The organism is Polymorphospora sp. NPDC050346 (assembly GCF_040655695.1).
GTDB lineage: Bacteria > Actinomycetota > Actinomycetes > Mycobacteriales > Micromonosporaceae > Polymorphospora > Polymorphospora lycopeni.
Genome location: NZ_JBFAKM010000009.1, coordinates 1 through 12,893 on the forward strand (window position 1 = coordinate 1; position 12,893 = coordinate 12,893).

At 67.5% G+C, this 12,893-nt stretch carries 9 protein-coding genes, 1 tRNA gene and 1 pseudogene; 1 reads left to right on the forward strand and 10 read right to left on the reverse strand.

All coding sequences use genetic code 11. The features are described from left to right. A pseudogene (locus AB0I42_RS11590) lies at positions 1-90 on the forward strand (MaoC/PaaZ C-terminal domain-containing protein); the annotation flags it as partial. A 23-nt stretch (positions 91-113) separates the two neighbouring features. On the opposite strand, the gene AB0I42_RS11595 reads toward AB0I42_RS11590, so the two are convergent. From AB0I42_RS11595 to AB0I42_RS11640, 10 genes are all read right to left on the reverse strand, one after another. Continuing rightward, positions 114-4,001, reverse strand: a complete 3,888-nt coding sequence (locus tag AB0I42_RS11595) for a DNA-directed RNA polymerase subunit beta' (protein WP_357536457.1) — start codon at positions 3,999-4,001, stop codon at positions 114-116. 129 nt (positions 4,002-4,130) lie between these two features. Further along, positions 4,131-7,562, reverse strand: a complete 3,432-nt coding sequence (locus AB0I42_RS11600) for a DNA-directed RNA polymerase subunit beta (RefSeq protein WP_357536458.1) — start codon at positions 7,560-7,562, stop codon at positions 4,131-4,133. A gap of 539 nt (positions 7,563-8,101) precedes the next feature. After that, entirely contained in the window at positions 8,102-8,491 is a 390-nt protein-coding gene (rplL, locus tag AB0I42_RS11605; protein WP_357536460.1) for a 50S ribosomal protein L7/L12, read from the reverse strand. A 50-nt stretch (positions 8,492-8,541) separates the two neighbouring features. After that, positions 8,542-9,090: a 50S ribosomal protein L10 gene (rplJ, locus tag AB0I42_RS11610; RefSeq protein WP_357536462.1), complete on the reverse strand. Its 549-nt coding sequence runs from the start codon at positions 9,088-9,090 to the stop codon at positions 8,542-8,544. Positions 9,091-9,509: 419 nt separating this feature from the next. Continuing rightward, positions 9,510-10,226: a 50S ribosomal protein L1 gene (rplA, locus tag AB0I42_RS11615; protein WP_357536464.1), complete on the reverse strand. Its 717-nt coding sequence runs from the start codon at positions 10,224-10,226 to the stop codon at positions 9,510-9,512. Positions 10,227-10,312: 86 nt separating this feature from the next. Further along, positions 10,313-10,744 carry a 50S ribosomal protein L11 gene (gene rplK / locus AB0I42_RS11620; RefSeq protein ID WP_357536466.1) on the reverse strand — a complete coding sequence of 144 codons (432 nt, stop codon included), beginning with the start codon at positions 10,742-10,744 and terminating at the stop codon, positions 10,313-10,315. Positions 10,745-10,906: 162 nt separating this feature from the next. Then, positions 10,907-11,635, reverse strand: coding sequence for a transcription termination/antitermination protein NusG (nusG, locus tag AB0I42_RS11625; protein ID WP_357536467.1), 729 nt, complete (start codon positions 11,633-11,635; stop codon positions 10,907-10,909). A gap of 38 nt (positions 11,636-11,673) precedes the next feature. Further along, positions 11,674-12,072: a preprotein translocase subunit SecE gene (secE, locus tag AB0I42_RS11630; protein ID WP_357536469.1), complete on the reverse strand. Its 399-nt coding sequence runs from the start codon at positions 12,070-12,072 to the stop codon at positions 11,674-11,676. A gap of 229 nt (positions 12,073-12,301) precedes the next feature. After that, positions 12,302-12,374: transfer RNA gene (locus AB0I42_RS11635), tRNA-Trp, on the reverse strand. A 126-nt stretch (positions 12,375-12,500) separates the two neighbouring features. After that, a complete protein-coding gene (locus AB0I42_RS11640; protein WP_357536470.1) occupies positions 12,501-12,893 on the reverse strand; it encodes a MaoC/PaaZ C-terminal domain-containing protein in 393 nt (130 codons plus the stop codon).

A 12,893-nucleotide genomic window follows, 5' to 3' on the forward strand; every position in this document is an offset into this window, starting at 1 on the left:
GGCGACCGCAACCCGCTGCACTCCGATCCCGCGGTGGCCGCCCGCGCCGGCCTGCCCCGGCCCGTCCTACATGGACTGTGCACGTACGGCCGCCCGGTTCCGTGCTTTCGTGCCTAGCGGTACGACCCGAAGTCGAAGTCGTCCAGCGGTACGGCCTGCCCGCTGGCCGGGCCGAAACCGTAGTCGGTCTCGGGGTATCCGGTCATCGAGTAGACCTTGGCCTTCGCCTCCTCGGTGGGCTCCACCCGGATGTTGCGGTACTTGCTGATGCCGGTACCGGCCGGGATGAGCTTTCCGATGATGACGTTCTCCTTCAGACCGATGAGCGAGTCGCTCCGGGCGTTGATCGCCGCATCGGTCAGGACCCGGGTGGTCTCCTGGAAGGAGGCCGCCGAGAGCCAGGAGTCGGTCGCCAGCGACGCCTTGGTGATACCCATCAGCACCGGCCGGCCGGCGGCGGGCTCGCCGCCCTCAGAGACGAGCCGGCGGTTCTCCGACTCGAACAGTGCCCGGTCGACCAGCACGCCCGGCAGGAACTCGGTCGCGCCGGAGTCGATGACCGTCACCCGCTTGAGCATCTGGCGGATGATGATCTCGATGTGCTTGTCGTGGATGAGCACACCCTGCGAGCGGTAGACCTCCTGGACCTCCTGGGTCAGGTGGACCTGGACCGCGCGCGGGCCGAGGATGCGCAGCAGCTCGTGCGGGTCGATGGTGCCCTCGGTGAGCTTCTCGCCGACCTCGACGCGGTCTCCGTCGTGGGCCCGCAGCCGGACCCGCTTGGAGATCTTGTCGTGGACGATCTCGTCGCTGCCGTCGTCCGGCACGATGATGATCTTCCGCGACCGCTCGCCGTCCTCGATCCGGATCCGGCCCGGGGTGTCGGCGATCGGCGCCTTGCCCTTCGGCACCCGCGCCTCGAAGATCTCCTGGACACGGGGCAGACCCTGGGTGATGTCCTCACCGGCGACACCACCGGTGTGGAAGGTACGCATGGTCAGCTGCGTACCCGGCTCACCGATGGACTGGGCGGCGATGATGCCGACCGCCTCGCCCACGTCGACGGTCTTGCCGGTCGGCAGCGAGCGGCCGTAGCACGCACCGCAGACACCCAGCTTCGACTCGCAGGTGAGCACGCTGCGCACCCGTACCGTCTCGACGCCGGCGGCGACGAGCTTGTCGACCAGGATCGAGTTGAGGTCCGCGCCCCGCTCGACGACCAGGGTGCCGTCGGCGCCCTTGATGTCGTCGGCGATGGTGCGGGCGTGCACGCCGGTCTCGGCGTGCTCGTGCACCACCAGCTTGCCGTCGAGGTATTCGCCGACCTGCATCGGGATCGCCCGGTCGGTGCCGCAGTCCTCTTCGCGGATGATGACGTCCTGCGAGACGTCGACCAGACGACGGGTCAGGTAACCCGAGTCGGCGGTCCGCAGCGCGGTGTCGGCGAGACCCTTACGGGCACCGTGCGTGGAGATGAAGTACTCCAGCACGGACAGCCCCTCCCGGTAGCTGGCCTTGATCGGCCGCGGGATGATCTCACCCTTCGGGTTGGCCACCAGACCACGGATCGCGGCGATCTGGCGGAGCTGGAGCAGGTTACCGCGGGCACCCGAGTTGATCATCTTCCACAGCGGGTTCTCCTGCGGCAGCGCGGTCTCCATCTCCTTGGCGACCTCACCGGTCGCCTTGGTCCAGATCTCGATGAGCTCGCCGCGACGCTCCTCGGCGGTCATCAGACCCCGCTGGTACTGCTTGTCGATCCGGTCGGCGTCGGACTCGTACCGCTCCAGGATCTCCCGCTTGCGCGGCGGAGCGATGACGTCCTCCATGCCGATCGTGACACCCGACCAGGTGGCCCAGTGGAAACCGGCCTCCTTGAGCCCGTCGAGGGTCGCGGCCAGCGCCACCTTCGGGAACCGCTCGGCGAGGTCGTTGACGATCGCCGACAACTGACCCTTGCGGATCTCGTAGTTCACGAAGCGGTAGCCCTGCGGCAGCGTCTCGTTGAAGAGCACCCGGCCCAGCGTCGTCTCGACCGTCAGCGGCTCGCCCGGCGTCCAGTCCTCCGGCTCGGTCCACTTGGTCGCGCCGGCGCCGTTGTCGACCCCGACGACGCCGTGCAGGCGGATCTTCACCGGCGCCTGCAGATCCAGCTCGCGGTTGTCGTACGCCATCCGCGCCTCGGCGTCCGAGCTGAACGCCCGGCCCTCGCCACGCGCACCCGAGGTGAGGTGGGTGAGGTGGTAGAGGCCGATGACCATGTCCTGGGTCGGCATGGTGACCGGCTTGCCGTCGGCGGGCTTGAGGATGTTGTTGGACGACAGCATCAGGATCCGCGCCTCGGCCTGCGCCTCGGCGGACAGCGGCACGTGGACCGCCATCTGGTCACCGTCGAAGTCGGCGTTGAACGCGGTGCAGACGAGCGGGTGGATCTGGATCGCCTTGCCCTCGACCAGCTGCGGCTCGAAGGCCTGGATGCCCAACCGGTGCAGCGTCGGTGCCCGGTTGAGCAGCACCGGGTGCTCGCCGATGACCTCTTCCAGCACGTCCCACACGACCGGGCGGTGCCGCTCGACCATCCGCTTGGCGGACTTGATGTTCTGCGCGTGGTTGAGGTCGACCAGCCGCTTCATCACGAACGGCTTGAACAGCTCCAACGCCATCTGCTTGGGCAGACCGCACTGGTGCAGCTTGAGCTGCGGGCCGACGACGATGACGGAACGGCCGGAGTAGTCGACGCGCTTACCGAGCAGGTTCTGCCGGAACCGGCCCTGCTTGCCCTTGAGCATGTCGGACAGCGACTTCAGCGGACGGTTACCCGGGCCGGTGACCGGACGACCGCGGCGGCCGTTGTCGAACAGCGCGTCGACGGCCTCCTGGAGCATCCGCTTCTCGTTGTTGACGATGATCTCGGGGGCACCGAGGTCGATCAGCCGCTTGAGCCGGTTGTTCCGGTTGATGACCCGACGGTAGAGGTCGTTGAGGTCCGAGGTCGCGAACCGGCCACCGTCGAGCTGCACCATCGGGCGCAGGTCCGGCGGGATGACCGGTACGCAGTCCAGCACCATGCCGAGCGGCGAGTTGCGGGTGTTGAGGAACGCCGCGACGACCTTGAGCCGCTTGAGCGCCCGGATCTTCCGCTGGCCCTTGCCGGAGCGGATGATCTCGCGCAGGTTCTCGGCCTCGGCGTTGAGGTCCATGTTCTGGACCAGCGCCTTGATCGCCTCGGCACCCATGCCACCGGTGAAGTACTCACCGAAGCGGTCCCGCAGCTCGCGGTAGAGCAGTTCGTCGGTGACGAGCTGCTTGGAGTCCAGCTTGCGGAAGGTGTCGAGGACCTCGTCGAGCCGGTCGATCTCGCGCTGCGCCCGGTCGCGGATCTGGCGCATCTCGCGCTCGCCGCCCTCTTTGACCTTGCGGCGGACGTCGGCCTTGGCGCCTTCGGCCTCCAGCTCGGCGAGGTCGGCCTCCAGCTTGGCGGCCCGCTTCTCGATCTCCGAGTCGCGGCTGTTCTCCGACTGCCGCTTCTCGGCGAGGATCTCGTTCTCGAGCGTGGAGATGTCCCGGTGCCGGGCTTCCGCGTCGACGCTGGTGACCACGTACGAGGCGAAGTAGATGATCTTCTCGAGATCCTTGGGCGCCAGGTCGAGCAGGTAGCCCAGCCGGCTGGGAACGCCCTTGAAGTACCAGATGTGGGTCACGGAGGCGGCCAGCTCGATGTGGCCCATCCGCTCACGCCGCACCTTGGACCGGGTCACCTCGACGCCGCAGCGCTCGCAGATGATGCCCTTGAAGCGGACGCGCTTGTATTTACCGCAGTAGCACTCCCAGTCCCGCTGCGGACCGAAGATCTTCTCGCAGAAGAGCCCGTCCTTTTCCGGCTTCAGAGTGCGGTAGTTGATCGTTTCAGGCTTCTTGACCTCGCCGTGCGACCACTGACGGATGTCGTCTGCGGTGGCCAGGCCAATGCGCAGCTCGTCGAAGAAGTTGACGTCGAGCACGTTACGTGTCCCCTATGTCGTCGTCGTCATACTGCTGAAACTCGGGGCTGGAGCTTGGGGGCGGGCCGTCCCGCGCGGGGATCAAGCCTGACCGCCCGGAGCGGGTGGCCCGCCCCCAAGCTCACAACCTCACACCTCTTCGACCGAGCTCGGCTCCCGCCGGGACAGGTCGATGCCGAGTTCCTCCGCGGCCCGGAAGACCTCGTCGTCGGTCTCGCGCATCTCCAGGGCCACGCCGTCGCTGGAGAGCACCTCGACGTTGAGGCACAGCGACTGCAGCTCCTTGAGCAGCACCTTGAACGACTCCGGGATGCCCGGCTCGGGGATGTTCTCGCCCTTGACGATCGCCTCGTAGACCTTCACCCGGCCCAGGACGTCGTCGGACTTGATGGTGAGCAACTCCTGGAGGGCGTACGCGGCGCCGTACGCCTGCATCGCCCAGCACTCCATCTCACCGAAGCGCTGGCCACCGAACTGCGCCTTACCACCCAGCGGCTGCTGCGTGATCATCGAGTACGGTCCGGTCGACCGGGCGTGGATCTTGTCGTCGACCAGGTGGTTGAGCTTGAGGATGTAGATGTAGCCGACCGCGATCGGGTCCGGCAGCGGCTCGCCGGACCGGCCGTCGAACAGCTGCGCCTTACCGGAGCCACCGACCAGCTGCACACCGTCCCGGTTGGGCAGGGTGCTGCTGAGCAGACCGGTGATCTCCTCTTCCTTGGCGCCGTCGAAGACCGGCGTCGCCACGTTGGTGTCCGGCTCGGACTCGTGGGCGTCGATCGAGCGGAGGGCCTTCTTCCACTCGGCGTCGTCCCCGTCGACCTTCCAACCGGTCTTGGCGACCCAGCCGAGGTGGGTTTCCAGCACCTGGCCGATGTTCATCCGGCTCGGCACGCCGAGCGGGTTGAGCACGATGTCGACCGGGGTGCCGTCCTCCAGGAACGGCATGTCCTCGACCGGCAGGATCTTGGAGATGACGCCCTTGTTGCCGTGCCGGCCGGCGAGCTTGTCGCCGTCCTGGATCTTCCGCTTCTGGGCGACGTAGACCCGGACCAGCTCGTTGACGCCCGGCGGCAGCTCGTCGCCGTCCTCACGGGAGAAGGTGCGTACGCCGATGACCGTGCCGGTCTCGCCGTGCGGCACCTTCAGCGAGGTGTCCCGTACCTCACGCGCCTTCTCGCCGAAGATCGCCCGCAGCAGCCGCTCTTCCGGGGTCAGCTCGGTCTCGCCCTTGGGCGTGACCTTGCCGACCAGGATGTCGCCGGGTACGACCTCGGCACCGATCCGGATGATGCCGCGCTCGTCGAGGTCGGCGAGCATTTCCTCGCTGACGTTCGGGATGTCGCGGGTGATCTCTTCCGGGCCCAGCTTGGTGTCGCGGGCGTCGACCTCGTGCTCCTCGATGTGGATCGAGGTGAGGGCGTCCTGCTGCACGAGGCGCTGCGACAGGATGATCGCGTCCTCGTAGTTGTGGCCCTCCCAGGTCATGAACGCCACGAGCAGGTTGCGCCCGAGCGCCATCTCGCCCTCGTCGGTGCAGGGACCGTCGGCGATGACCTGGCCGGCCTCGACCCGGTCGCCCTCGAAGACGACCGGCTTCTGGTTGACGCAGGAGCCGGCGTTGGAGCGGCGGAACTTGTGCAGCAGGTAGGTGCGACGGTGGCCGTCGTCCTGGTGCACGGTGACGTAGTCGGCGCACAGGTCCTCGACCACACCGCCGACCTCCGCGACGACGACGTCGCCGGCGTCGACCGCGGCCCGGTATTCCATGCCGGTGCCGACCAGCGGCGACTCCGCCTTGACCAGCGGCACCGCCTGGCGCTGCATGTTGGCGCCCATCAGGGCGCGGTTGGCGTCGTCGTGCTCGAGGAACGGGATCATGGCGGTCGCGACCGACACCATCTGGCGCGGCGAGACGTCCATGTAGTCGACCGCCGCCGGGGCGACGAAGTCGACCTCACCGCCCTTCCGGCGGACGAGGACGCGGTCCTCGGCGAACTGGCCGTCGCTCATCAGCGGAGCGTTGGCCTGCGCCTTGACGAACCGGTCCTCTTCGTCGGCCGTCAGGTAGTCGATCTGGTCGGTGACCCGACCGTCCACGACCTTGCGGTACGGCGTCTCGATGAAGCCGAACGGGTTGACCCGGCCGAAGGTCGACAGGGCACCGATCAGGCCGATGTTCGGGCCTTCCGGGGTCTCGATCGGGCACATCCGGCCGTAGTGGGACGGGTGCACGTCACGGACCTCGAAGCCGGCCCGCTCCCGGGACAGACCACCCGGGCCAAGCGCGCTCAGCCGGCGCCGGTGGGTCAGGCCCGCCAGCGGGTTGGTCTGGTCCATGAACTGCGAGAGCTGCGAGGTGCCGAAGAACTCCTTGATCGCAGCCACCACCGGGCGGATGTTGATCAGGGTCTGCGGCGTGATCGCCTCGACGTCCTGGGTCGTCATCCGCTCGCGGACCACGCGCTCCATACGGGAGAGCCCGACCCGGACCTGGTTCTGGATCAGCTCGCCGACGGTACGCAGGCGACGGTTGCCGAAGTGGTCGATGTCGTCGGCCTCGTAGCCCTCCTCACCGGCGTGCAGCCGGCAGAGGTATTCCACGGTGGCGACGATGTCGTCCTCGGTCAGCGTGCCCTTGTTCATGGGGACGTCGACTTCGAGCTTCTTGTTGAACTTGTAACGACCGACCTTGGCGACGTCGTACCGCTTCGGGTTGAAGAAGAGGTTGTCGAGCAGGGTCTGGGCGTTCTCCCGCGTCGGCGGCTCGCCCGGCCGGAGCTTGCGGTAGATGTCGAGAAGCGCCTCGTCGACCCCGGCGATGTGGTCCTTCTCCAGGGTCGTCATCATCAGCTCGGACCAGCCGAACCGTTCGCGGATCCGCTCGCCGGTCCAACCGATCGCCTTGAGCAGGACGGTGACCGCCTGCCGGCGCTTACGGTCGATGCGGACACCAACGGTGTCGCGCTTGTCGATGTCGAACTCCAGCCAGGCACCCCGGCTCGGGATGACCTTGACGCTGGAGAGGTCACGGTCGGAGGTCTTGTCCGGCTGCTTGTCGAAGTAGACGCCCGGCGAACGGACGAGCTGGCTGACCACGACGCGCTCGGTCCCGTTGATGATGAAGGTGCCCTTGGGCGTCATCATCGGGAAGTCCCCCATGAACACCGTCTGGCTCTTGATCTCGCCGGTGGTGTTGTTGGTGAACTCCGCGGTCACGAACAGCGGCGCGCAGTAGGTCAGATCCTTCTCCTTGCACTCCTCGATCGAGGCCTTGACCTCGTCGAAGCGTGGCGCGGAGAAGGAGAGCGACATGGTGCCGGAGAAGTCCTCAATGGGGCTGATCTCATCGAGGATCTCCGCGAGACCCGAGCGGGCGTGCGGGTCGTCAGACGACCGGCCCTGCCAAGCCTCGTTGCCGACCAGCCAGTCGAAGGACTCGTTCTGGATGGCGAGGAGGTTGGGGACCTCGAGGTGTTCCGTGATCCGACCGAATGAAATTCGGTGAGGAGCGAATGCGCTCGACGTACGGCTGGTCTTCGCAGGGCGGGAAGCTGCCAAGATGCGTCCTTCCGAGGACCGTGCTGCAAAACGGCTGTTACGCGTGCACTCCAATGGACCCCACTCTGAACGTCCACATTCGGACATTCTGGACAGGGGTCAAGTCGGAAGGCAGCGCAAACTAGCAGTGTAGCCGAGAGGCTAACCGCTGTCCAGCCCGCCGGGCAGGCCGTCGCGGAACGTGCCTCGGAGCACCTGGACCGGTGCCTCCGGGCCGCTCAGAACGCGGCGGATCCCGCTGGGGTCACCCGAATGCCGCAGCGACAGGCGGGCTGCCGTTGCGTTACCCGGATGAGGGCCGTTGCAAGCGCGGAAGGTCTTGCTGGTGTCAGCGTGCCTGGCACCAGGAGCCGCGTCAAGGGTTGTCGCGCGGGTCGGGCCAGGTGTTTGTGTGACGTACGGGTGCCTCCGGCGGCCCCGTGGGTCCACAGACCGCGCTGATTGCCTGTTCACCGCGTGGTTGCACGCTGTCAGCAGACGAAAGCGGGCGGCGATCCAAACCTGGATCGCCGCCCGCTTCGAACGCGGTGTGCGTCAGCTCACTTAAGGGTGACCTTCGCGCCCTCGGCCTCGAGCTTGGCCTTGGCCTTGTCGGCGGTCTCCTTGTTGACCTTCTCCAGGATCGCCTTCGGCGCGCCCTCGACGGCGTCCTTGGCTTCCTTCAGGCCCAGGCCGGTCAGCTCACGCACGACCTTGATGACCTGGATCTTCTTGCCACCGTCGGCCTCGAGAACGACGTCGAACTCGTCCTTCTCCTCCTCGGCCGGAGCGGCGGCGGCGCCGCCGCCCGCACCCGCGGCGGCCACGGCGACCGGCGCGGCGGCGGTGACGTCGAAGGTCTCCTCGAACTGCTTCACGAACTCCGACAGCTCGATCAGCGTCATCTCCTTGAACGCGTCGAGCAGCTCGTCGGTGCTGAGCTTCGCCATGTCTGGCGTCCTTCCTACTTTTGAATGACTGGGTACGGATGCGGGAAGGCTCAGGCGGCCTCCTCCACACCCTCCTTTTCGCGCTTTTCCTGCAGGGCAGCCGCCAGGCGGGCGGTCTTGGACAGCGGCGCCTGGAACAGGGCCGCGGCCTTGCTCAGGTTGGCCTTCATCCCACCGGCCAGCTTGGCCAGCAGCACCTCACGGGACTCGAGGTCGGCGAGCTTGTTGACCTCTTCGGCCGAGATGGCCTTGCCCTCGAATACGCCGCCCTTGATGACGAGCAGCGGGTTGGCCTTCGCGAACTCGCGCAGGCCCTTCGCCGCTTCTACGACATCGCCGGAGACGAAGGTGAGCGCGGTAGGACCGGTGAACAGCGTGTCGAGGCCCTCGATGCCAGCATCCGCCGCGGCACGCTTCGCGAGCGTGTTCTTCGCGACCGCGTAGGTGGTTTCCCGACCCAGCGCGCGCCGCAGCTTGGTCAGCTGAGCGACAGTGAGACCGCGGTACTCGGTCAGCACGGTCGCGCCCGAGCTACGGAACTGCTCGGTGAGCTCAGCGACGGCGGTGGCCTTGTCGGCCCGAACCGGCTTGTCCGCCATGTCCCTCCTCTCTCGTTACTCCAGGCTGGTCGACTTCACAGTCCGTGGAGAAGGGACCCGAAAACGGGAAACGCCCCGGCGCAGGGCGCACGGGGCGGACAAGATCATGCGAACATGACCGGTACGCTGCCGTCTCCCCCTGCGCGGGCCGCCCGCCGAAGCGGGACCTTCGACCGTGCCGAAGCACGGCTACCAGCGGTCTCTGGGTGGTTACGATTTGCCGTCTGACTCACGGCCAGACGCATTCGACACGGTACGCGACCTGATGCCCGACCACCAAATCGGGGTCCGGCACACAGTTTCACCCGGCCCGTCGGACCTGCTCCCTGACCGGCCGGCAAGCATCCCGGCGGCAAAGACGAACCGGGGTGCCCCGAAATCGGGGCACCCCGGTTCGTGATCCGCTGCGGCGGTCGGCGTCACGCCTCGGCGCCGGCCTCCTGGAGGTTCTTCACCAGGTTCGGGTCGACCGGGACACCCGGGCCCATCGTGGTGGTCAGGGTCACCTTCTTCAGGTACTTGCCCTTGGCCGCCGACGGCTTGGCCCGCAGTACCTCGTCGAGCACCGCGACGTAGTTGTCGATCAGCTGCGCCTCGGAGAACGACGCCTTGCCGATGATGAGGTGCAGGTTGGAGTGCTTGTCCACCCGGAAGGTGATCTTGCCGCCCTTGATCTCGGAGACGGCCTTGGTGACGTCCATGGTCACGGTGCCGGTCTTCGGGTTCGGCATCAGGCCGCGCGGGCCCAGAATCCGCGCGATCCGGCCGATCTTGGCCATCTGGTCCGGGGTGGCGATGGCCGCGTCGAACTCCAGCCAGCCCTCCTGGATGCGGGCGACCAGCTCGTCGGTGCCCACCTCGTCGGCGCCGGCGGCAACGGCCTCCTCGGCCTTCGCGCCGGCCGCGAACACGATCACGCGGGCGGTCTTGCCGGTGCCGTGGGGCAGGTTGACCGTGCCACGGACCATCTGGTCCGCCTTACGCGGGTCGACCCCGAGGCGCATCGCGACCTCGACCGTGGGGTCGAACTTGACGGCGGTGAACGCCTTGGCCAGCTTCACGGCCTCGGCCGGGGTGTAGAGCCGGTCCCGGTCGATGGCTTCGGCGGCCTTGCGGTAAGCCTTGCTGCGCTGCATTTCTGTCTACTCCTGTGGTGTCTGGCGGGACGCGCGGCGCGCGTACCCTCCCACGGTCGGGTCGTGCTCGGAAAGGCTCGGCGGCCTCAGTCCTTGACGGTGATGCCCATCGAGCGGGCGGTGCCAGCGATGATCCGCTCGGCGTGCTCCACGTCGTTGGCGTTGAGGTCGGCCATCTTCCGCTCGGCGATCTCCCGGAGCTGGGTACGGGACACCGAACCGACCTTGTCCTTCTGCGGCACGCCGGAACCCTTCTGCACACCGGCGGCCTTGAGCAGCAGGCGGGCAGCCGGCGGCGTCTTCAGCACGAAGGTGAAGGAGCGGTCCTCGTAGACGCTGATCTCGGCGGGGACGACGTCACCGCGCTGCGACTCGGTCTGCGCGTTGTAGGACTTGCAGAACTCCATGATGTTCACACCGTGCTGACCGAGGGCCGGACCGACCGGCGGCGCCGGCGTGGCCTGGCCCGCCGGCAGCTGCAGCGTGAACGTCTTGACCAGTTTCTTCTTCGGAGGCATGTCTCTTCCTGGGCTTGATTCTGGTGGATTGCACCGGGGTGGATTGCACCTGACGCTGCCCGCAGAGCGCGCGCACGGTCAGCGCGGCCTGCGGGCCGACGTTCTAGGTTAACGCAACAGGCAGCCCGGCTGTTCACCGAGGCGGTTGCCGGGGCCGGATCCTCAGATCTTGGCGACCTGGTTGAAGTTGAGTTCCACCGGAGTCTCCCGACCGAAGATCGACACCAGCACCTTGAGCTTCTGCTGGTCGGCGTTGATCTCGCTGATCGTGGCAGGAAGCGAAGCGAACGCCCCGTCGGTGACGGTGACCGAGTCACCCACCTCGAAGTCGAGAACCTTGACCTCCGGCTTGGCCTTCTTCTGCTCCGTCTCGACGGCCGGCGCCAGCCACTTGAGCACCTCGTCGAGCGAGAGCGGCGCGGGACGGTCGGCCCGGTCGGTCGCGCCGACGAAGCCGGTCACGCCCGGGGTGTTCCGGACGCAGGAGTAGGACTCCGCCGTCAACTCCATCCGGACCAGGATGTAGCCAGGAAAGACCTTGTTCTGCACCTGGAGGCGCTTGCCGTTCTTGACCTCGACCTCTTCGCGGGTCGGCACCTCGACCTGGAAGATGTAGTCCTCCATGTCGAGGCTGGTGATACGGGTTTCCAGGTTGGTCTTGACCTTGTTCTCGTATCCGGCGTAGGAGTGCACGACGTACCAGTCGCCCGGCGCGTAGCGCAGCTTCTGCCGCAGCTCCGCGACCGGGTCGTACTCCTCGTCTGGTTCCGGCGTCGCGACGGGCGCGTAATCCGGCTCGCTGGCGGCCTCGACCGACTCGTCACTGGCCGCCGTCGCCACCGCGGACTGCTCGTCGGCGGCTCGTCCGGCGGTCTCGTCGTACTCAGGCACGCTCGCTCACTTCCGTTACTGTCAGCTCGGTTCTGCGGTCAACTGGGGTTGCCGAAGACCCACAGCACGCCCTTGGCAAAGGCGAAGTCGAGCCCGGCCACGATCGCCAGCATCACGGACACGAACACGACCACCACGGCGGTGTAGGTCAACAGCTCCTTGCGGGTAGGCCAGATGACTTTACGCAGCTCGGCCACGACCTCGCGGACGAACCGCACGATCCGTCCGAAGATGCCGACCCGACCGCCCTCGGTACGGGCCTTCGACTTGCTGTCGGCCGACTCCGCCTTCGGGCGGGCCCGGGTGGCGGTGCCGCCCCGGGATACCGGCTCTTCCTCGTCGTCGACGTCCGAGTCCTTTTCGGCTGCGTCGTCCAACGCCTCGTCATCGAGGTGGTCGTCCGCGGCGTCCTCGCCGCGCCGATTCTTGTCGGCCACTTCGCCCTCCGTCGCGGGATGGTCGGATCGCACGTCGGTGGACGCACGCTGCGCTGGTCACGCCGGCCGCCCGGACCGATCCCGGGGCTGGCCGCGGCCGGCGGACCGGACGGAGATCGCCCGACCGGCGCATCGCGCCACGGGCGGCTTCCGCCGGACACCACCGCCACGGGACGGCTGCCGCCCCGTGAGACGACTCCGACCCCCGGGGCCGGTCAGGCCTTAGGCGCAGGGGTGACAGGACTTGAACCTGCAGCCTGCGGTTTTGGAGACCGCTGCTCTGCCAATTGAGCTACACCCCTGTGCGGCAGCTTGGACCTACCTCAGGCGCAGACACCTGAGGTAGGGGCCACTACCCCACGGCGGACCAGTGTACGGGTAGACCGGGGACTTTCCCAACCGGTCTGCCACCGGCCGCCGGCAAACCGTCATCCAGGCAGCCGGACCAGCGCTTTGGCCTGCGACAGCACCTTTTCCCCGAGGCACGTCACGGTCAGGTTGAGCTGGGTCAGACCGTCTTCGGTGACTCCCTTGACCACTGCCGCCACCTGCACCTCGACCCCCTCGTCGTCATCCGGCACCGGCACCGGCCGGGCGAAGCGCACGCTGAACTCCGCCACGGTGTCCGGCCGGCCGGCCCACTCGGTCACCGCCCGGCCGGTCAGCGCCATCGTGAACATGCCGTGCGCGATCACCCCGGGCAGGCCGACCTCGGTGGCGAACCGCTGGCTCCAGTGGATCGGGTTGAAGTCGCCCGAGGCGCCCGCATAGCGGACCAGGTCGGCCCGGGTCACTCGGTAGGTCTTGACCGGCAGATCCAT